Raw genomic sequence first — 19,787 nt, forward strand, 5'->3', positions numbered from 1 at the left:
CAATCAGGCCGTGTAGAGACCTGCGCCCGCGCGGCTGAGCACGAGCTTGGGCACCACCGCCCGCGACGACAGCTCGAGCAGCGCGTCGACGATCTCGACGACGTCGTTCACCTCGATCATGGACTCGGCCGGAATCTTGTCCTTGATCCAGTCGGACATGTCGGTGTCGACGTATGCGGGTGCGAGCGCCGATGCCGAGATGCCGTTACCGGACTCCTCGGCGTTGAGCGTCTCCACCAGCGAGATCAACGCGGCCTTCGTCGCACCGTAGGCGGCGAGACCGGCCTCGGCGTAGACACCCGTGATCGACGAGAGCGCAATGATCTTCGCTCCGCGGGCCGGATCGCTCTCCGCCTCGGCGCGCAACAGCGGCAGCGACGCCTGGATGAGCGCGAACGGAGCGTTGAGGTTCACGGCGACCGTCTTGTCGAACCGCCGGGCCGGGAACTCGGCGATCGGGCCTGCCGTGCCGACACCGGCATTGAGAATCAGGGCCTTCATCGAACCGAACGCCTCGCGGTGCGTCTCCACGACGCGGGCGGTGGCTTCCGGATCGGCGAGATCGGCTGCGACGGCGCGTACCTCCTTGGCGCCCACCTCCCGCAAACGCTCGGCGACGCTCTCGAGACGTTCCGCGCCGCGGGCGCTGATCGTCAGTGCGTAGCCGCGTTCGGCGAGACGGGTTGCGATACCGAGGCCGATTCCCCTCGAGGCTCCGGTCACGAGCGCGCTGGTCACGCGTGGGCTCCCTTCAGTGCTGCGAGTCCTGCTGCCACCAGGCCCGGCACGGCTTCACCGGCACAGTCGAAACCGTCGCCGACGGTCGCCCCGGCACGCCACCGATGGTTGATGCCCTCGGCGATCACGGCGAGCTTGAGGTAGGCCAGACCCATGTAGAAGTTCCAGTCGGCGATGTCGCGACCCGACGCCGTGGCGTAGCGCTGCACCAGATCGTCCGCTGCCGGCAGGCGGTCGCTCGACCATGCCGCCGGGAATCCCAGGATGTCGTCAAGGGCCGGATGCCGGTACGCGCACATCATGGCGAGATCGGTGAGCGGGTCGCCGAGGGTGGACAGTTCCCAGTCCACCACGGCGACGACGCATGTCGGATCGGTCGGGTCCAGGATGGTGTTGTCGATGCGGTAGTCGCCGTGCACGATCGACGGAGCGGGTGATTCCGGAATCGACTCGGCGAGCGCGGCGTGCAGCCGTTCGAGGTCCGGAAGTTCGCGGGTCTTCACGCGCCCCCACTGGCTCGCCCACAGCTTCACCTGCCGGGTCACGTAGCCGTCCGGCCGGCCCAGTCCCCCGAGACCGACGGCCTCGAAGTCGACGTTGTGCAACTCGGCGATGATGCGCACGAGTTCACCGACGCAGCGGTCGATCTCGTCGTCACCGAGCGCATCGAGGTCGGCCTTGCTGCGCACCACACGTCCGTCGACGAACTCGACGACGGTGAACGGCGCACCCATCACCGAGTCATCCTCGCACTGGACGACGGTGGGCGCGACCGGCACACCGGTGCCCTTCAGCGCCGACGTGATGCGGAACTCTCGGGCGACGTCGTGCGCCGACGGGGTCAGACCCGTGGTCGGAGGGCGACGCAGGACCCAGTGGGACTTCTCGTCGCGCAGCCCGTAGGTGAGGTTGGACTTGCCGCCCGAGATGAGCTCCGCCCGGAGTTCACCCTGAACGGTCACACCGCAATCGGCGAGGAAGCGCTCGAGGACGGCGAGGTCGAGTCCCTCGTGCACTGCGGTCATTTCGCGGCCTCGCGGGCTGCCTTGCGGACGGCGCCGACGGCACGCTTGGCGATGGCCCAGCGGTGAACCTCGGACGGGCCGTCGTACACGCGGAACGGCCGGACCTCGCGGGTGAGGCGTGCGATCGGAAGGTCCTCGGAGACACCGAGACCGCCGCACATCTGAGCGGAGCGGTCGACGATGCGGAAGATCGCCTCGGCGGCGAAGGTCTTGGCGATCGACGTGGCGTTCGACGCGTGCGAACCCTGGTCGAGTTCCCAGCACGCCTGCACGAGCAGCGCGCGGGTCGCGGCGATGTCGATCTCGTTGTCGGCGATCATCTTCTGGATCATGCCGAGATCGCCGAGGCGGGAGCCGAATCCTTCACGCTCCGCGACGTAGCGGACGGCGGTGTCGTGACCGCGGCGGGCGGCGCCGAGCCAGCGCATCACGTGCGTCATGCGGGCGGGGCCGAGGCGCACCTGCGCGTAGGCGAAGCCCTGGTCGACCTCGCCGAGCACGGCGGAGTCGGGGACGAACAGGTCCTCGAAGTCGACCTCGCAGTGACCACCGATCATGGAGCGGTCGAGAGTGTTGATGTGGCGGCCGACCTTCAGGCCCGCGGTGTCGGCGGGCGCGAGGAACATCGTGGCGCCGCCGCGCTGACCGGGCTCACCCGAGGTGCGGGCCATGATGATGAAGAATCCGGCACCGTCGGCACCGGTGATGAAGTGCTTGCGGCCGTTGATCTTCCAGCCACCGGAGACCTTCTCGGCGCGCGTGTTCAGAGCGTTGGGATCGGCGCCGGCACCGGGGGCGGGCTCGGTCATCGCGAAGGCCGAGCGCACGTCGCCGGCGGCGAGGGGCGCGAGGAACTGCTGCTTCTGCTCGTCGCTGGCGATGTGCGCGAGCATGTGCACGTTGCCCTCGTCGGGGGCGGCGATGTTGAGCGCGGTGGGACCGAAGAGCGAGTAGCCCGCGGCCTCGAAGACCGGAGCGCGGTCGGACATGTCCAGGCCGTGGCCGCCGTATTCGACGGGCGCGTGCGGAGCGAAGACACCGGCAGCCTTGGCGGCCTTCTGCAGGTCCGCCCGGATCGCGTCGCCACCGGCTGCGGTGATGTCGCCACCGTGGGCGTCCTCGACGGGAAGCACCTCGTCGCGGATGAACTGCTCGGTCCGCGCGATGAGGTCCCGGACGTGGTCCGAGTAGGACAGGTCGACCGCCATGCTGAGCTCCTTCCGTACCGACCGATCGATCGCTCGGTTGAGTTCACGGTGGCATATCCCCCGCCATCGGGTCAAGCCCGGACGGGGTGCTCGGCTACCTCGCTCCGACCGCGTTCCGCGCGACCTGCAGGTAGCGGTGCACGATCTCGTCCGGCGACAGCGAACCGTCCGGCCGGTACCAGCTCGCCACCGCGACGCACATCGTCGTCACGGCGCGACTGGCGTCCTTCGGATAGGGCGTGGAGAAGGTGCCGTCGGCGACACCGGCCTCGACGATCTCGTCGATCATGCACTGCTGCTCGTCGCGCAGGGCGACGAATGCACGGCGGGCCTCGGGTTCCATGCTGCGCATCTCGGTCGACGCCACGAACGCCTGATCGCGGCGGAACATATGGAAGCGCAGCAGCGACTCGACGACGGCGTCGAACTTCTCGGAGGGGGTTGGTCCGGCTTCATCGATCGCCTGCCGGCTGCGGGCGAGCAGGTCGTGCAGCACGGTGGTCGTGAGCGAGACGAGCAGCGCCTGCTTCGAGGGGTAGTGGTGGTACAGACCCGGCACCGACAGACCGGACCGCGACGCGACCTCGCGGATGGACGTGCCGTCGTAACCGCGTTCGGCGAACGCCTCGAGTGCAGCGGCGAGCGGCTTCGGCAGGTCGGTCGGGCCGTAGTCCCGCCAAGAGCCGACGTCGCCGGAAACCGAATCCTCACGCGTGTCCATGCTCAACACCGTAAGGGACGGCTCCGGCGACGTCGGCGCTCACAGGATCAGTAGTCGTCCTCGCCGTAGAGGACGAGACCGCGGAGGTTCTTGCCGGCGTGCATGTCGGCGTAGCCCTCGTTGATGTCCTCGAGCTTGTAGGTCTTGGTGACGAGGTTGTCGAGGTCGAGCTGCCCGTTCCGGTACAGCTCGAGCAACTTGGGGATCTGCGAGCGCGGGCCGGTGCCACCGAAGATGGCCCCCTGCAGACGCTTCTGCAGCAGCGTCAGCTCGAACAGGCTCATCGTCACCTGCGAGTCGGTGGCGTGACCCATGCCGACGACCACGACCTGGCCACCCTTGGCGGTGAGACCCAGTGCGGGGCCGATGATGTCGCCGGTGATCTCGCCGACGGTGATGACGGTGACGTTGGCCATCTGACCCCACGTGATCTCACCGATCACCGGTGCGGCCTCCTCGATCGACGCGAAGACATGCGTCGCGCCGAACTCCTTGGCCTTCTGCCGCTTGAACTCGACCGGGTCGATCGCGACGACGAACCGCGCCCCGGCGTGCGCCGCTCCCTGGACGGAGTTGATGCCGACACCGCCGACACCGATGACGACCACGGTGTCGCCGAGCTTGGTGCCGCCGATCTCGGTGGCCGAACCCCAGCCGGTCGCGACACCGCATCCGAGCAGGGCCGCCTTCTCGAGCGGGATGTCCTTCTCGATCTTGATGACCGACGCCTCGTTGACCGTGACGTACGGCGCGAACGTGCCGAGCAGGCACATCTGCAGCACCGGGTCGCCGTTCAGCGTCGCGCGGTAGGTCTTGTCGGAGATCGCCTGACCGGTGAGCAGGCCGGCACCCTCGTCGCAGATGTTCTGCATGCCCTTGGCGCAGGCCCGACAGCGGCCACAGGCGGGGATGAACGCGAGGACGACGTGGTCGCCCTCTTCGAGACCCCGTACTCCCGGGCCCACCTTGGTGACCACGCCCGCGCCCTCGTGACCACCGAGGACCGGGAAGGAGGGAAGCGGTGTCGCCCCCGAGCGCAGATGCTCGTCGGAATGGCACAGACCCGAGGCCGCGAGGCGGATCTGCACCTCACCTGCGACGGGATCGCCGAGATCGATCTCCTCGATCTCCCACGGCTGGTTGATTCCCTTGACGACTGCTGCCTTCGTCTTCACCCGAGCCTCCTGAACCGAAAGTGTGTGTGACGTGCGTCACGGCATTGAAACACTTATCGGACGTTAGAGCAACGGGTTCGGAACTCTTCCGCAGCGGCCATTTACCCGCTACATTCGGTAACAGACAACTTCTCGTGAAGGGCTCCGCCATGATTCACGTCCGCCACAGCGCCGTCGCAGACATCCCTATCGACCTCGCGTTCTCCTACGTCGACGACTACCGGAACGTCCCCGAATGGATGTTCGGAGTGGCCCGCTTCCAACCCGTGGGCGAGCAGATATCCGGCCTCGGTGCCGTCTACGACTCGACCATGCGGATCGGCCCCAAGGATCTCGACTCGCGCGTGGAAGTCGTCGAATGGGAACGCAATCGCGTGATCGTCCTCGACTCGATCGCCGGATTCCGCGCCGCGTCGTCATGGACCTTCACGGACCTCGGCGACGCGACGCGGCTCGACGTCGACTTCGGCTACCGACTGCCCGGCGGGATCGCCGGCCGCACACTCGGCATGCTTATCGAACCGATTGTGGGAACGGCGATCCGGCAGACCGAGCACGCGTTGCGCACGCGGCTCGGTCAGCTCGTCTAGGACCGGACTCAGAAATTGCCGCGCGCGGCCTGCTCCCGCTCGATCGCCTCGAACAGCGCCTTGAAGTTGCCCTTGCCGAAGCCGAGCGAGCCGTGGCGCTCGATCAGCTCGAAGAACACGGTCGGGCGGTCGCCGACGGGCTTGGTGAAGATCTGCAGCAGGTAGCCGTCCTCGTCGCGGTCGACCAGGATGCCCCGCTTCTTCAGCTCCTCGATCGGCACCCGGACCTCACCGATACGGGCGCGCAGCTCCGGATCGTCGTAGTACGCATCGGGAGTCGCGAGGAACTCGACACCCTCCTCGCGCAACTGGTCGACCGCCGTGAGGATGTCGTTGGTGGCCAGCGCGAGGTGCTGTGCACCCGGCCCGCGGTAGAAGTCGAGGTACTCGTCGATCTGCGAACGCTTCTTCGCGATAGCGGGCTCGTTGAGCGGGAACTTCACGCGGTGGTTGCCGTTGCACACCACCTTGCTCATGAGCGCCGAGTAGTCGGTGGCGATGTCGTCGCCGATGAACTCCGCCATGTTCGTGAAACCCATGACGCGGTTGTAGAAGTCGACCCACTCGTCCATGCGTCCGAGTTCGACGTTGCCGACGACGTGGTCGAGCGCCTGGAAGATGCGCTTGGGTGCACCCTCGCGCTTGCGGTAGGTCGAGGTGCGCTCGATGTAGCCGGGCAGGTACGGGCCGTTGTAGCGCGACCGGTCGACGAGTGTGTGCCGCGTGTCGCCGTAGGTCGCGATGGCGCCGATGCGGACGGTGCCGTTCTCGTCGCTGATCTCGTAGGGTTCCTCGAGAACGGTCGCCCCCTGCTTGCGGGCGTGCTCGATGCACTTGTCGACGTCCGGAACCTGGAGCGCGATGTCGACGACGCCGTCACCGTGGAGGCGGTGGTGCTCGATCAGCGGGCTGTCCGGATCCACCGCACCCTTGATCACGAATCGCACGGCGCCGCTGCGCAGTACGTAGGCGTGATGGTCGCGGTTGCCGGTGGTGGGTCCGGAATAGGCGATGAGTTCCATGCCGTAGGCGGACTGGTAGTAGTGCGCCGTCTGCGTGGCGTTTCCGACCACCCACACCACGGCGTCCCAGCCGCTGACGGGGAAGGGATCCCGTTCGCTGTCGTACTCCACGAGACCGACCAGGCGCCGGAGTTCCTCGGCGTCGAGTTGAGCGAGTCGTTCGCTGTCGGTCAGGATGTATTCCAGAGTCATCGCTGCAACCTCCTGCCGCTCACTGCGGCACAGTCGTTGTGTCGTGTGTCACCAGGAGAAACCCACCCGTCGGTTCGACGCAACGTCGCCTTCGGCAACTGGCCCGACTGACTGGAATTCGCCGGAATCTGCACACTCACCTATACAATCGGACTAGTTTTCGGCGCTCGATGGGAAGGAACCGCGATGCGCGAGCCTGTGCAGCTGGACGAATTGGATTTCGCCCTCCTCGAGGCCCTGCACGCCGACCCGAAGATCGGCGCGCTCGAGTTGTCCCGTCGATTGAAGGTCGCGCGCGCCACCGTCTCGGCCCGCCTGCGACGCCTCGAGGACACCGGGGTCATCGCCGGCTACGAACCCCGGATCAACCTCGCCGCAGCAGGTTTCGAAGTGCAGGCGTTCGTGACGATGGAGATCGTGCAGGGCGCGCTCGAAGACGTCACCGAGGTCCTCGAAGGCATCCCCGGTGTCCTCGAGGCGTTCGCCACCACCGGCGCGGGCGACGTCCTGTGCCGCATCGGAGCCGAATCACACCTCGGTCTCCAGCAGACCCTCATCGAGCTGAACCGCTCCTCGATCGTCGCGCGGTCCACGAGTGTGATGGTGCTGTCGGAAGTGGTGCACTACCGGGCGATGCCGCTGCTGCGCACCCTCGAGCCGGAACGATCCGCGAAGGCACCGGCCTACCGCCGCTGAACCGACCACGTCCACAATCCGTCTCCGACTAGCCGGATTGCACAGAAAAAAGCGCTTCGGGCATCCGGACCCTCCGCACGCTGCACAGTTCGATGAAGCACAGTTGCGCAGCATTTGTTACTGACGTCACAGTCTTTCGCCATGAAGAACCTGCTGACGCGATTCGAAGAAAAAGCCCCCGAGATCGTCTTCGAGTGGCACGACACCGAGACCACCGCCCGGGGCTGGGTCGTCATCAACTCGCTGCGGGGCGGCGCGGCCGGCGGCGGCACCCGCATGCGCCGCGGCCTCGACCGGCGCGAGGTCGAGTCGCTGGCGAAGACCATGGAGATCAAGTTCACCGTCTCCGGACCTGCGATCGGCGGTGCCAAGTCCGGCATCGATTTCGATCCGTCCGACCCTCGCAAGGAAGGCGTGCTGCGCCGCTGGTTCGCGGCCGTCACTCCCCTGCTGCGTGCCTACTACGGCACCGGCGGCGACCTCAACGTCGACGAGATGAACGAGGTCGTTCCCCTCACCGAGTCCAACGGCTTGTGGCACCCGCAGGAAGGTGTCGTCAACGGACACTTCGGCAAGGACGAGCGCCAGCGCATCCAGCGGGTGGGCCAGCTGCGACTCGGCGTCGCGAAGGTCGTCGAGGACGCGCGGTTCACCCCTGCAACCAGCACGAAATACACTGTCGCCGATCTGATCACCGGCTACGGCGTCGCCGAGTCGGTCCGTCACCACCAGCTCGTCTATCGGGGCACCGACCTCACCGGCAAACGCGTCGTGGTGCAGGGCTGGGGCAACGTCGGCGCCGCTGCTGCCTACTATCTCGCCCAGGCCGGCGCCTCGATCGTGGGCATCATCGACCGCGACGGCGGCATCCTCGCACCCGAGGGTCTCCCCTTCGACGAGGTCCGCACCCTGCTGCTCGAGCGCGACGGTAACGCCCTGCGCAGCGACCGCATGATCCCCTTCGACGAGGTGAACGCCCGCATCTGGGATCTCGGAGCCGAGATCTTCCTCCCCTGCGCCGCGAGCCGCCTCGTCACCCGCGAGCAGGTCGACCGCATGGTCGCCGCGGGACTCGAGTCGATCGCTTCCGGCGCCAACGTTCCGTTCGCCGACGACGAGATCTTCTACGGCCCCACCTACGAGCACGCCGACAAGTCCGTCGCCGTGATCCCCGACTTCATCGCCAACTGCGGTATGGCCCGGGCCTTCGCCCAGCTCATGGAGGGCGACGTGGAGGTCTCCGACGCCGCGATCTTCGGCGATGTGTCCACCACCATCGAGACGGCCCTGCGCCGCTGCCACGATCGGTCGACCGAGCTCACCGGGCTCGCCGCGACCGCCTTCGAGATCGCACTGGACCAGCTGGTCCCGGCCGGGGAGCGCATTGATGACTGACACCCTGGCCACGGCGACGACCGGCGCCCAGGGCACCGCCGGGACGACGACCGGCGCCCAGAGCACCGCCGGGACGACGACCGGCGCCCAGAGCACCGCCGGCCTGCATCGTGCCATGCGGCCCCGCCAGCTCGTCATGATGAGCCTCGGTGGCGCCATCGGGGCCGGCCTGTTCGTCGGGTCGGGGGCGGGTATCGCCGTCGCCGGCCCGGCGATCCTGATCTCGTTCCTGGTGGCGGCCGTTCTCGTCGTGTTCGTGATGCGCATGATGGGCGAGATGGCCGCGGCCAACCCCGCCAGCGGTGCGTTCTCCGAGCACACCGAGAACGCGCTGGGCCCTGTCGCGGGACGGACCATCGGGTGGTTGTACTGGGTGCAGGTCATCATCGTGATCGCCGCGGAGGCCACCGGCGCCGCCGCGATCACCGCGGTGGCGCTGCCCGGCATCCCCCAGTGGGCGTCCGCGCTGTTCTACATGGTCGTGCTGACGGGCGTGAACCTGGTCGGCGTCCGCCGCTTCGGTGAGGTCGAATTCTGGTTCGCCGCAATCAAGATCGTCGCGATCGTCGGCTTCCTGGTGATCGGCATCGCGATGATCGCCGGGTGGATGCCCACCTTCGAGACGACCGGCTTCTCCAACCTCACGGCGCACGGCGGGTTCGCCCCCACCGGTATCGCCGGTATTGCCGCCGGCCTGCTCATCGTGGTCTTCGCGTTCGGTGGCACCGAGATCATCGCGATCGCCGCCGCGGAGACCGCCGATCCCCGTCGCAACGTGGGCCGCGCGGTGCGCACCCTGGTGTGGCGCATCCTCGTGTTCTACATCGGGTCGGTGCTCGTGATGGTGACGATCCTGCCGTGGACCTCCGAGGATCTCGCGACCGGTCCGTTCGTCGCCGTGCTGCAGGCCGGGGCCGTCCCGGGCGCCGCCGCGGTGATGACCGTGATCGTCGTGGTCGCGCTGCTCTCGTCGCTCAACGCGATGCTGTTCAGCGCTTCCCGGATGATCTTCTCGCTGTCGCACCGCGGATCGGCGCACCCCGTCTTCGGGCGGCTGTCGTCCAACGGCGTTCCCCGCAATGCGGTGCTCGCCTCGGTGGCGTTCGGCTTCGTCACGGTCGGACTGAACTATCTCTACCCCGACCGGGTGCTGCCGCTGCTGCTCAACGCCGTCGGCTCCACGATCCTGGTGCTGTGGACGTTCGTCGCGGTCTCGCACCTCGTGCTCCGTCGTCGCGCACGCCGCAACGGCACCGAGGATGCACTGCCGCTGAAGATGTGGGGCTTCCCGTACCTTTCGTACGCGACGCTCGGTCTGCTGGCCGGCATCGCGGTGCTCGCCCTGTTCGACACCGCTGCCCGCACGCAGCTGCTCGCGACCGGCGCGTTGACCGCAGCGATCGCCGGTACCTGCACGGTGCTGGCACGGCGACGCGCTGCGGCCGGGACGGCTCGGGTCGAGACGGTTCAGGAGCGCCAACCGTAGGGACGCGTGATTATCTCCATGAAGTGACCGGCGGGGTCGAGGAAGTAGGTTCCTCGACCCCCGTCGTTTCTGTTGATGCCGTGCGCCGACTGCCGGGGATCGGCCCAGTGTTCGATCTTCTGCTCGAGGATCCGGGCGTAGATCTCGTCGAACTCCTCCTCCGACACCAGGAATGCGTAGTGCTGCGGCGGATACTCCACATCCGGTGGCGGTTCGGCGAAATCGAGGGTGACGCCGTTGGCGAGTTCGACAGCGAGGAAGTGCCCGGTGGGCACCGGATCGGGCAGCCCGAACAGGGTGGTGAGGAAGTAGGCCGAATGCTGCTTGTCGTCGGCCGCGACGATGGTGTGGTCGAACGCAATACTCAAGGAGAACTCCTTGTGGTCCCGCGCCTCCATGCCTGACGCAGTCCGTCATCGACACGCGACGCTGCGTCCAGAGATACCTTCCGCGCCGGAGGGATGCAAGCGATGAGTTCTCCGCGCTTCCCGGGTCTGTACTCGGCGACAACCTTCGAAAGGGGACGACGATGAAGCTCACGGTGACGACCTTCGTATCGGCCGACGGTGTGGCCCAGGGACCGGGTGGCCCCGACGAGGACCGCAGCGACGGCTTCGACCGCGGCGGTTGGGTGGTGCCGCTGTTCGACGAGGACACCGGCAAGTTCATCGACGAGGTGTTCTCGAAGGTCGACGCATTCCTGCTGGGCCGGAACACCTACGACGTCTTCGCTGCGTCGTGGCCGAACTCGACCGATCCCGACGATCCGGTCGCCCGTGCACTCAACACCCTCCCGAAGTACGTCGCCTCCACGACGCTCACCGCCCCCGAGTGGCAGAACACGACGGTCCTCGAGGGCGACGTGCCCACCGCGGTCGCGGAACTGAAGAAGCAGCCGGGACGGGAACTGCAGGTGCACGGCAGCATCCGTCTGGTCCACACCCTCTTCGAACACGGTCTCGTCGACGAGTACCGCCTCATCACGTTCCCGGTCGTCCTCGGTCAGGGGCGGCGGCTGTTCCCCGTCGGGGGTCGCGACACGAAGTTCGATCTCGTCGAATCGCGCACCACCTCGACCGGTGTCGTCATCACCGTGTATCGGCCTGCCGGACGACCCGAGTACGGACTCGCCGAAGTCGAGTGACCCGAAGTACGAGCCGGTCTGTATCGAGAGCTGCTCTGGCTCGCCTGCCTCATCATCTGTTCGAGACGGCTACGGACCTCGTTCCGGAACGGTCGGCCGGGGCCCGCTCTTGGGGGCCGGTCAAGATAGCATCGGGGCGGGAACTAGGTCAGGACTGGAGATGCCCCGCAACAGACGTCCGCAGGATCGGGAAGAGAAACGCGCAGAGATCGTGGTAGCCGCCCGGCGGTTGTTCGTCGAGGAAGGATACGACGCGGCATCGATGACGCGGATCGCCCGTGACGCCGGAGTCGTGTCGAACACGCTGTACTGGTACTTCCAGGACAAGGACTCGATATTGATCGCGGTCCTGGATGCGGTTCTGGCCGACTCGATGGCCTCCTACAGCGAGATACTGGGCTCGGGCCTGGCCGATCGACTCTTGTGGTTGGTCGAAGAATTGGAGCAGCTGGGTCGGTTGGTGAGCACGGTGCACACACGTGCCGAGAAGTCCGCGTCCGTTCAGCAATGGCACCAGCAGTTCCACACACTGGCCGAAGGATTGTTCCGGGCAGAGCTGATCGAACTCGGCGTGCCCGCTGACGAAGTCGATCCGCTGGTGGCGATCGGCGTTTTCGTGGTCGAGGGCTTGCTGATGCACCCGACGGATCAGGCTCAGCGGCGCGCGGTGATCGAGACGTTGCTCAACAGCGCTCGCAGTCGTGCCGCAGCCACCGGCTGAGCACCTGATCTGCGCGTCCACGAACGCGGAGCGACCTACCGTGCGGTGCGGTCGAATTGCCTTTCCAGGAAATAGAGTTGGTCACGCACGGCGCGTTCGAAGTGGTCACCGACGTAGATGTCGAAGTGGTCACACACGTAGCTCTGAACCTGTACGTGCGCCAGACCCTGTGCGTGACGCTTCGTGGTCTTCGCGGGCGCGGCCGCGTCGTTGTCGCAGACACACAGCAACGTCGGAATGCTGAAGCGGGCCAGCGCACGACCGGGTCGATCGAGCGGAAGACGCAGCGCCAGCCGGGCAGCGAGGGCGTTGGCCGCCTCGAATTCGCCGTTCGGACCGCGCAGTACACCCCAGACGCTGTCGCGGCCGACCCCGGTCTCGGGTTCTTCCCCACCGTCGATCTCCGTCGGCTCGATGTTCTTCGACAGCTGAGCCCGCACCGACGGAAGTCGTTTCAACACCGCGCTGGTGCGCCGCGAGAGCCGGGTCCCCGCGGGCAGGAGTGCGGAAGCGCCGGCGAGGGCGTCGGGTGAGGCCACGAACGCGGGCATCCAGGACGTCCCCGCCATCGGCAACAGGATCGGCTTCGCGCCGAACCACGACCCGACCGTGTCGAGAATGCCTGCCACTGTCAGTGCCACCACGCTCAGCGGGCCGGTTCGTATCCGCGCGCGCAACGCCGCCGGACCGTCGGTGAAGGGGCACTGCGCCACGACTGCCGCGATACGGGTGTCCTCGGAGGCGACTCGAAGGACATGACCTCCGCCGAACGAACTGCCCCACAAGGCGATCCGGTTGACGTCGACCTCAGGAAGTGTGCGCGCGAAGGCCAGAGCGGCATGCCAGTCGGCGCGTTGCCGGCCGATGTCGAGGATCTGGCGCGGCGCTCCGCCGCTGGCCCCGAGGTGACGGTAGTCGAACACCAGCACCGACCACCCTGCGGCGGCGAACCGTTCCGCGTAGGCATCCAGGCGCATCTCCCGCACCGCTCCGAGCCCGTGCCCCATGATCACCATCGGGCGCGGACCGTTCAGGTCGGGTGCGGTGTACAGCCATGCCGCGCACTCGTCCTGGCCGGAGACGAACGAGACCTCGCGCCGCTGCACCGCTACCACCTCGCGCCGATCGGCAGACTCACCGATGTTCATGACTAGCACCCTCCCGCTTCACCACCACATTTCTTGGACGCCATTCAAGAAGGCGTGACGATTACGGTAAAGGCTTCTTGGATGCCGGTCAAGAAGGGAGGGCGAGGTGTACGTCGACGACATCACCGGACTCACACTCACCGTTGACGCCGGTAGTACGCTCGAGTGATCGGCAAGTGGCCGAGCGGGTTCTGTCGGGGAATCCGCTCGGCCCCTTCGCTTATCCCTCGCCGGGTAGGAATATGTCCTCGATTCGACGTCCGAACAGGTGCGCGATGCGGAACGCCAACGGAAGGGACGGGTCGAATCGCCCTTTCTCGATCGAGATGATCGTCTGGCGCGATACCCCGAGTTCGTCGGCGAGCCTCTGCTGCGACCATCCGTTCTCCGCGCGCAGGGCCGCCAGCGAATTCCGCACCCTCAGCCCTTCCGACGCTGCACGGCGTAGCGCACACCGAACGACGCGAAAGCCACGAGAATGACCGCCATCAGCGCGTGCAGGCCCTCGACCTCGATCGGAGCGAACGCCAGAGCGGTGCACCCCAGGCCCGTGACGAGAAGGATGTCGGTGAGAGCGCCCGAGGCGGCTTTCTCGTACCAGGACGACTCGACCGAATCCTCGGGCCGGTCCGTGGCGCCTTCGAGGGTCGACCGATCCACGAGGAGCACCCACGACAGGGCCGACAGTGAGGGTGCGGTCGCCAGCGCGACCGCCACGCCGGCGGCCACGGGATAGCCGGGCACCAGCCCCAGAGCAGCTACCACCGCTGCCAGAACGGCTGTGGCCAGGATTCCGAGGGCGATCGCCGGCGGTACCGCGCCGATCCACCGCGAACCCACCCGCACCTTGCCCCATTTGCTTCGCCCGACCACCGATCCGGCACCCCCGCTGTCCATCGTTTCCCCTTTCGCCGTAAAGCACACTTTACATGTAAAGGTAACTTAACAGTCCGTTCGGTGCGACAGAAACGAGGGGTTCCGTTCGGCCGGGCAGGTGTCATGATGGATCGAGCAGATCGACACGCCACCAGGCGAAGGGACTGCCATGAGCCTCTACAACGATCACGTCGTACCGCGACTGGTGAACATCGCCTGTGCACCGTCGTTCACCGAAGCGAACCGGAAACGAGTGTGCGCCGGCCTGAGCGGCCGCGTCGTCGAGATCGGATTCGGATCCGGCCTCAACGTTCCCTACTACCCCACCACCGTCGAGTCGGTCAGCGCCGTCGAACCCGCGGACCTCGGATGGAAGCTCGCACGTTCGCGCATCGACGACTCCCCCGTGCGCATCGAACGATCCGGCCTGGACGGTCAGTCACTCCCGTTCGAGGACAACACCTTCGACAGCGCACTGTCGACGTGGACGCTGTGCACCATCCCCGATGCCGACGCGGCTCTGCGCGAGATACGTCGTGTCCTCGCACCGGGCGGCACCCTGCATTTCGTCGAACACGGACTCGCGCCGGACGAGAACGTCCGGCGGTGGCAGCACCGGCTCGAACCGATCCAGAAGCGCGTCGCGGGTGGTTGCCATCTGACACGACAAATCGCCGACCTCGTCCGCGGTGCGGGGTTCGAGATCCGCGAACTCGACACCTTCTACGAGGAGAAGACGCCGAAGTTCTTCGGTGCGCTGTCGCTGGGAGTGGCGACACCGACCGCGTGAAGGCGGACAACTGCACAGCAACGTTTGCACACTTCCGGGGACAGATACACGGTGTCGACATCGAGCACATGTCCACTATGTCCGCGATGATTGCATGCATGCCCTCGGACACCCTGCCACTCGCCACGCGCACGCTGCTGAAGCAACTCGACCTGGTCTGGTTCTTCGCAGAACAACACGTGCTGCCGCGGATCGACGAGGCTGCCGTGCACTGGGAACCGTCGTCGAACTGCGTGGGCGTCCGGCGGGTCGACGGGCGTCTCGTCGCCGACTGGCCGGACGAGACGGCCGAGGCCCTCCCCGAGCCCACGATCGCGTGGCTGCTCTGGCACATCGAGTGGTGGTGGACGAACACCGTGGCGGTCTGCAGTGGGGGAACTGCGGTCGGGCCGGACGCCTACGAGTGGTCCGGCTCGACCGACCACATCCGGGCTCTTCGCACCGAATGGGCTGCCCTTCTCGAGACTGCCGACATCGAGAAGACGATCGTCGGACTCATGCCCGAACCCTCACCCCTGTGGGAAGTCGCCGGCTGGGTCAACTTCGAACTGGCGAAGAATGTTTCGGAGATCAGTCAGGTACTGACGCGGAAGGCGAATACGCCGGGCTGATACTTCCTGCGTTTACGCTGGGACGATGCCCGCGATCGGAATGCGCGCGTCGACCGCCTGCCGGAAGTTGATCATCGCGCGTTCGAGGTGGTCGCGGTTCGTCACCAGCACAGCGCCCGTGGCTCGCCGTTCGAGCAGAACGTCGTTGGTGAAGCGTGCGTTCTCGACGGTGGAGGTCGACTGCGATTCCTCGGTGATGCGTTCAGGCGGAATGCCTCGCACGACCAGCCAGTCCTTCATGGCCTGCGCTTCGGTGACGCCGTTGCGCGGCACGCCACCGGTGACGACGATCGGAGATTCCGGATAGCGTTGCGCTGCACGGAGAGCTGCCTCGAGCCGTTCTTCGAGCACCGGCCGGATCTTGCCGTCATCGGTGAGTCCGGCCCCGAGCACGACGAGATGCGTACCCCGCGGATTCAGGTCGAGCATCAGCGGGAAGTGCGGTGTCAGCTTCTCGAGCTCGGTGCACGCGATGATCAGCGCGTCGATGGTTCCCTGGCACAGCGGGGTGACGGACAGTGCACCGTTCACGACGGTGTCGATTGCAGGAGTCGCCGCTGCCTGCCCCGTCGATACACCTACCGCGGCTGTGGCCGCGACTGCGGTCGCCACCACCGTGCGTCGCACAGCTCCCACGCGAGCCCCCCTTTCTTCCTGGACATCGGCCGTGCCGCACTGTGCCATCTCGACGCGCACGTGTGGGAAGTTGGGGCTCGACGCGAAGAAGTATCACCATAGGCCGCGTCGGATTCGATGACGGCTGACAATCGGTTTTACATCCGAACCACTGGTCTATTCATGAACAAGCGCGACAATCGTTGCAAGAGGCGCCATTCGGACGAATCACTGCGCTTTCCGTACTTGCAGAACAGACAGAAACAGAACGTGTGTTCGAGTTGACGACTTCGCACACCCGTGCGACCATCCCTCCACCGACCTGAAAACCGGTCGACCCCGGAAGGTGCGCCAACACCTCACCGGGGTCTGGGCACAAGACAGATAGGGACTGTCATGCACCGTAGGGTGGAGTCTATCCACACGCCTTCGAGAGGCGTATTCCAGCAACGAGCCGCGAGCGCATTCGTCCGCGCCGGTCGCCGCACACCCGCTCCCCCGGGTTCACGCCCGACGTCCTGACTTTCCAGCCCTCCGATCCACCGTGATCGGAGGGCTCGAGGCGTTTCACCTGCATCGTCGCGCACGAGGGCCGTTCCGGTAGCCGAGGCGCGTCGACGCAGCTCGTCGCTCGTCTCCCACAGTCCGACGTCAGCGCGCCGACGCTGCGAGCCGGGGTCGTTCCCTGTCTCGAAACCGACTGGGCACCAGTATCCCTCGTCTCCACAGCTGGTGGTGGAGCACCCGATCGTGCGGGTCGACACGAACGACCGGGTCCAGTGCGAGCCGCACGTCCTCCGCGACGTGGGGCTATCCGTGCTGGCCGAGACGGTCTATCGGGGCATGGCGACCGGGCAGCCTTGGGGAAGGGGACGACGACTCAGGGACCCGAAGGGTCTCCGATCGGTCGAGGGCAGCCGCCCGCAGGGCGCCCGATTCGTTCCCGATCGAATTCATCCTCGTTGCGCGAACCCCGGGTGGAGTGCTGTGATCGGAGCACGGGTCTACGGGAGGGGCCGACGTGACCGGCGTCGTTCAGTTCCGCGAGCGGGACGACACCCCGAAGGAACGGGCCTATTCCGGTCGGATCGCCTCGACTATCAAGGATCTCGGACTGAAGGCCGCGATGGCGGGCCTGCGGGTCGAGGCCCTACGGCCGGGATCGGTGGGATTCCCGAGGGGCGGCCGGCATCCGTCGAACACCGCCACCGAGGATCTCTCCCGCACGGAGCAACCGATGGCCTAACAACCGCTGAACTCGTCCTCTTTCAGAACCGACAGCACTGGGTCGCCTTCACCGATCGATGCTCCCACCGAAGGAGTCTGGTCGACGACGACCCAGTTCTTGTCCCATACCTGCGCGCGTCCCTGACCGGTCGCGTCGACGCTCGTGGAGTAGAACACGCCCGCAGCCTGGATAACATCCTGTGCCGTTTGGAGATCCATGCACACGACGTTCGGCATCACCGCGGTGGACGCGACAGCCGCGACCTGCGTGGTGGAAACTCTCGTGGCGGGAGTGGTTTCCGGAGCGACGGTCCGTGCGGTGGTGGCAGCCGAGGTCGTGTACGGCGTGGTGGTCGTCGGTGCGGCAGCGCGAGGAGTCGTACTCGCGTCGTCCTTCGTGGGTGAATCCAGCCCGTCCGAGATGTCACCGATGATTCCCATAAGGACGATCAGTCCGGCGACGGCAGCGGCGATGACCACCCCGCGCCGGATCCTCGGAGGCTTCGGCGGCTCGGGCGGCGGCGCCATCGCGGCCCGCACATCCCCTGCGAGGAACGCGCGGTGACCGACTTCGGCGCGTGCGGCGATCGCGTCCTGCTCGGCCTTGATCCGCCTGCGACGGTCGCGCAGAGGCTTGCCGATCGCGAGATATCCCAGGCCGGCCGCGAATGCCACGAACAGGATCGCGTCGGCAAAGTTGCCGTTGACTATTTCCACGATCGCCAGCCACAGCGTGATGGCGGCGAACATCCCCGCTACGACTCGCAGGTAGGGGACGACGAACTTCATGTTTCTCCTTCAACCCGACACCAGGCCACGTGTGCCGCTGCTTTCTCGACCGCACACGCGCTGAGCGCCTTCCTGAACTGGTGTCGGAGCACCGCCCCTCGTCGTTACGGGAGGCCGTTGATGGAGGTCATGCGGCCATGGTGGGTGCGATGGCCTCCATCTGCTCGATAACGAGCTTGGTAGCGCTGGTGCGACGGTCCGGCGGTCCGGCGGGCGCAGACCTCACCCGCCCGGGTCCACATCTCCGACGGCGTGTTGCGTCGCACCTTGAAGGACGTCGCCGAGTCGTTCCCGGCCGCACAGTTCGTCGACACGGCCTTCGGCCCGTTCGGCGTGCTTCTCACTCGCGCATCCGACACCATCGGGGCACACGTCGCGGCCCTGCTCGCAGCGGACGAAGCACGCCGCGAGGCGGCACTCGAAGCGCGCCCGCCGCTGGTGGTCGCGACCGACGCATCGAAGGCCCGCAATCGTCGCGGCACCGGACTCGGCTGCGTATCGAACGCCGGTGTAGATCACATGCGGATGGCCTGCGACGCCCGCTCGATCCTCGAAGGCGAACTCCTCGCGATCGAGATGGCCGTCGCTCGCTTCATGCACCCCAAGCTGCACATCCTCACCGACAGCCGGCTTGCCCTCGCCTGCATCGAGGGCACCTACAAAGGCCGTCCCGAGATCGCGGACGTCGTGGAGCGCATCCGGAATCGGATCAAGGGTCGCACCGTCGAGTTCTCGTGGGTGCGCGGGCACAGCGGACACCCGCTCAACGAGGTCGCCGATCGGCTGGCGGTCGCAGCGAGGCGCTGCCACGACGCGAACGTTTCGCCGGAGGTGGCGTCGACGATCGCGAACAACATCGTCGCTTCGTTGAAGAACCCGCTTCCCGAAACCGCTTGACCCGAACAAGTTCCACGAATTGCAAATAGGAGACCCAATGAGTACTCGAGATTTCGACCAGCGCTACAACGCACATCTGATCGCGTCGCTCGCCGCAAGCGTCGGCATCATGCTCGGCAGCATCGGCCCCTGGGCAAGCTTCATGGCCTTCACCAAGAACGGCCTCGAGGGGGACGGCATGATCACTTTGATCCTGGGCGTACTGTCCGCCGTCGCGATGTTCACACTGTTCTCCCGGGGGTCGGCCGGCGGGACCGTTGTTCGGTGGGTCGCACCCGCCGCGAGTGTGATCTGCCTGGGTATCGCGATCTACGACATCATGGACGTCTCGTCGCACACTGCCGAGTTCTTCGGAGAAACGATCGGCGTCCAGATCGGCTGGGGATTGGGGTTGGTGGTGATCTCGTCGGCAATCCAGTTCCTGACGTCGACGACCGTCGCGAAGAAACCCCGCAATCGCGATGACATCCCTCCCGTGAGCGAGGTTCACAACTGAAAGGTGAGGCTCACAACCCAGATGGTCGACCAGCAGGGTTATGAGCCTCATCTTCAGGTTGTCTACCTCGCGAGAAGCTTGCTCGGGCACAGCAACATAGGCAGTGGGACGAGTGAGATCTACCCTGGCAATCTGCACACAACGGCGCAATCCTCCGCCCTCGACCGAGGGCAGCAGAGCGCGAAATGGTCAGCAGAGCGCGTAATAGCGCGCACCTATGACCAC

At 66.4% G+C, this 19,787-nt stretch carries 24 protein-coding genes; 11 read left to right on the forward strand and 13 right to left on the reverse strand.

Annotation, left to right across the window (positions count from 1 at the left end; all coding sequences use genetic code 11):
- Positions 1 to 3: 3 nt before the first annotated feature.
- The 5 genes from A5767_RS11205 to A5767_RS11225 form a co-directional block, all read right to left on the reverse strand.
- A complete protein-coding gene (locus A5767_RS11205) occupies positions 4 to 738 on the reverse strand; it encodes an SDR family NAD(P)-dependent oxidoreductase (RefSeq protein WP_064852330.1) in 735 nt (244 codons plus the stop codon).
- A complete protein-coding gene (locus A5767_RS11210) occupies positions 735 to 1,763 on the reverse strand; it encodes a phosphotransferase family protein (protein ID WP_064852331.1) in 1,029 nt (342 codons plus the stop codon). The genes A5767_RS11205 and A5767_RS11210 overlap by 4 nt, the downstream gene beginning before the upstream one ends.
- Positions 1,760 to 2,971 (reverse strand): acyl-CoA dehydrogenase family protein, encoded by a 1,212-nt coding sequence (locus A5767_RS11215; protein WP_024102297.1) that lies wholly within the window; start codon positions 2,969 to 2,971, stop codon positions 1,760 to 1,762. The genes A5767_RS11210 and A5767_RS11215 overlap by 4 nt, the downstream gene beginning before the upstream one ends.
- A gap of 94 nt (positions 2,972 to 3,065) precedes the next feature.
- Positions 3,066 to 3,692: a TetR/AcrR family transcriptional regulator gene (locus A5767_RS11220; protein WP_064256474.1), complete on the reverse strand. Its 627-nt coding sequence runs from the start codon at positions 3,690 to 3,692 to the stop codon at positions 3,066 to 3,068.
- A 47-nt stretch (positions 3,693 to 3,739) separates the two neighbouring features.
- Positions 3,740 to 4,867: an NDMA-dependent alcohol dehydrogenase gene (locus A5767_RS11225; protein WP_006554686.1), complete on the reverse strand. Its 1,128-nt coding sequence runs from the start codon at positions 4,865 to 4,867 to the stop codon at positions 3,740 to 3,742.
- 149 nt (positions 4,868 to 5,016) lie between these two features.
- Here A5767_RS11225 and A5767_RS11230 point away from each other — a divergent pair, with 149 nt between their 5' ends.
- Positions 5,017 to 5,457, forward strand: coding sequence for an SRPBCC family protein (locus A5767_RS11230; protein WP_006554687.1), 441 nt, complete (start codon positions 5,017 to 5,019; stop codon positions 5,455 to 5,457).
- An 8-nt stretch (positions 5,458 to 5,465) separates the two neighbouring features.
- On the opposite strand, the gene hppD is transcribed toward A5767_RS11230, so the two are convergent.
- The gene (hppD, locus tag A5767_RS11235) at positions 5,466 to 6,671 is read right to left on the reverse strand and encodes a 4-hydroxyphenylpyruvate dioxygenase (protein ID WP_064852332.1); all 1,206 of its coding nucleotides are present in this window, start codon (positions 6,669 to 6,671) and stop codon (positions 5,466 to 5,468) included.
- Positions 6,672 to 6,857: 186 nt separating this feature from the next.
- Between hppD and A5767_RS11240 the strand changes: the two genes are divergently transcribed.
- From A5767_RS11240 to A5767_RS11250, 3 genes are all read left to right on the forward strand, one after another.
- Positions 6,858 to 7,367, forward strand: coding sequence for an Lrp/AsnC family transcriptional regulator (locus A5767_RS11240; RefSeq protein WP_006554689.1), 510 nt, complete (start codon positions 6,858 to 6,860; stop codon positions 7,365 to 7,367).
- Positions 7,368 to 7,508: 141 nt separating this feature from the next.
- Entirely contained in the window at positions 7,509 to 8,762 is a 1,254-nt protein-coding gene (locus tag A5767_RS11245) for a Glu/Leu/Phe/Val dehydrogenase dimerization domain-containing protein (RefSeq protein ID WP_064852333.1), read from the forward strand.
- A complete protein-coding gene (locus A5767_RS11250) occupies positions 8,755 to 10,248 on the forward strand; it encodes an amino acid permease (RefSeq protein WP_041803481.1) in 1,494 nt (497 codons plus the stop codon). Before A5767_RS11245 ends, A5767_RS11250 begins: the two co-directional genes overlap by 8 nt.
- On the opposite strand, the gene A5767_RS11255 is transcribed toward A5767_RS11250, so the two are convergent.
- On the reverse strand, positions 10,230 to 10,646 hold the full coding sequence (locus tag A5767_RS11255; RefSeq protein WP_064852334.1) for a VOC family protein: 417 nt from the start codon (positions 10,644 to 10,646) through the stop codon (positions 10,230 to 10,232). The genes A5767_RS11250 and A5767_RS11255 overlap by 19 nt on opposite strands.
- Positions 10,647 to 10,777: 131 nt before the next feature.
- On the opposite strand from A5767_RS11255, the gene A5767_RS11260 reads away from it, so the two are divergent.
- Together A5767_RS11260 and A5767_RS11265 are read left to right on the forward strand one after the other, a co-directional pair.
- Positions 10,778 to 11,392, forward strand: a complete 615-nt coding sequence (locus A5767_RS11260; protein ID WP_033097447.1) for a dihydrofolate reductase family protein — start codon at positions 10,778 to 10,780, stop codon at positions 11,390 to 11,392.
- Between the two features lie 160 nt (positions 11,393 to 11,552).
- Positions 11,553 to 12,113, forward strand: coding sequence for a TetR/AcrR family transcriptional regulator (locus A5767_RS11265; RefSeq protein ID WP_064852335.1), 561 nt, complete (start codon positions 11,553 to 11,555; stop codon positions 12,111 to 12,113).
- A 35-nt stretch (positions 12,114 to 12,148) separates the two neighbouring features.
- Here the strand turns inward: A5767_RS11265 and A5767_RS11270 are convergent, their stop codons facing one another.
- The 3 genes from A5767_RS11270 to A5767_RS11280 all read right to left on the reverse strand — a co-directional run bounded on the left by A5767_RS11270 (position 12,149) and on the right by A5767_RS11280 (position 14,158).
- On the reverse strand, positions 12,149 to 13,261 hold the full coding sequence (locus A5767_RS11270) for an alpha/beta hydrolase (RefSeq protein ID WP_064852336.1): 1,113 nt from the start codon (positions 13,259 to 13,261) through the stop codon (positions 12,149 to 12,151).
- A 220-nt stretch (positions 13,262 to 13,481) separates the two neighbouring features.
- Positions 13,482 to 13,679 (reverse strand): helix-turn-helix transcriptional regulator, encoded by a 198-nt coding sequence (locus A5767_RS11275; RefSeq protein WP_019288259.1) that lies wholly within the window; start codon positions 13,677 to 13,679, stop codon positions 13,482 to 13,484.
- 2 nt (positions 13,680 to 13,681) lie between these two features.
- Positions 13,682 to 14,158 carry a hypothetical protein gene (locus tag A5767_RS11280; RefSeq protein WP_064852337.1) on the reverse strand — a complete coding sequence of 159 codons (477 nt, stop codon included), beginning with the start codon at positions 14,156 to 14,158 and terminating at the stop codon, positions 13,682 to 13,684.
- 148 nt (positions 14,159 to 14,306) lie between these two features.
- Here A5767_RS11280 and A5767_RS11285 point away from each other — a divergent pair, with 148 nt between their 5' ends.
- Positions 14,307 to 14,927, forward strand: a complete 621-nt coding sequence (locus A5767_RS11285; RefSeq protein ID WP_006554698.1) for a class I SAM-dependent methyltransferase — start codon at positions 14,307 to 14,309, stop codon at positions 14,925 to 14,927.
- 98 nt (positions 14,928 to 15,025) lie between these two features.
- Positions 15,026 to 15,538 (forward strand): DinB family protein, encoded by a 513-nt coding sequence (locus tag A5767_RS11290; RefSeq protein WP_231913173.1) that lies wholly within the window; start codon positions 15,026 to 15,028, stop codon positions 15,536 to 15,538.
- A gap of 12 nt (positions 15,539 to 15,550) precedes the next feature.
- Here A5767_RS11290 and A5767_RS11295 read toward each other — a convergent pair whose 3' ends face one another.
- Complete coding sequence (locus A5767_RS11295) at positions 15,551 to 16,165, reverse strand: YdcF family protein (RefSeq protein WP_024102311.1); 615 nt, start codon at positions 16,163 to 16,165, stop codon at positions 15,551 to 15,553.
- A gap of 1,009 nt (positions 16,166 to 17,174) precedes the next feature.
- Here A5767_RS11295 and A5767_RS11300 point away from each other — a divergent pair.
- A complete protein-coding gene (locus A5767_RS11300; RefSeq protein ID WP_064852339.1) occupies positions 17,175 to 17,399 on the forward strand; it encodes a hypothetical protein in 225 nt (74 codons plus the stop codon).
- Here the strand turns inward: A5767_RS11300 and A5767_RS11305 are convergent.
- Positions 17,396 to 18,169: a PASTA domain-containing protein gene (locus A5767_RS11305; RefSeq protein ID WP_064852340.1), complete on the reverse strand. Its 774-nt coding sequence runs from the start codon at positions 18,167 to 18,169 to the stop codon at positions 17,396 to 17,398. The genes A5767_RS11300 and A5767_RS11305 overlap by 4 nt on opposite strands.
- Positions 18,170 to 18,296: 127 nt before the next feature.
- Entirely contained in the window at positions 18,297 to 18,395 is a 99-nt protein-coding gene (locus A5767_RS23720; protein ID WP_138844859.1) for a DUF3387 domain-containing protein, read from the reverse strand.
- Positions 18,396 to 18,421: 26 nt separating this feature from the next.
- On the opposite strand from A5767_RS23720, the gene A5767_RS11310 reads away from it, so the two are divergent.
- Together A5767_RS11310 and A5767_RS11315 are read left to right on the forward strand one after the other, a co-directional pair.
- On the forward strand, positions 18,422 to 19,066 hold the full coding sequence (locus A5767_RS11310; protein WP_064852341.1) for a ribonuclease H family protein: 645 nt from the start codon (positions 18,422 to 18,424) through the stop codon (positions 19,064 to 19,066).
- Between the two features lie 37 nt (positions 19,067 to 19,103).
- Positions 19,104 to 19,562, forward strand: coding sequence for a hypothetical protein (locus A5767_RS11315; protein WP_064852342.1), 459 nt, complete (start codon positions 19,104 to 19,106; stop codon positions 19,560 to 19,562).
- The last annotated feature ends 225 nt before the right edge of the window (positions 19,563 to 19,787 follow it).

It is taken from the genome of Rhodococcus sp. 852002-51564_SCH6189132-a (assembly GCF_001665495.1).
Lineage (GTDB): Bacteria > Actinomycetota > Actinomycetes > Mycobacteriales > Mycobacteriaceae > Rhodococcus > Rhodococcus pyridinivorans.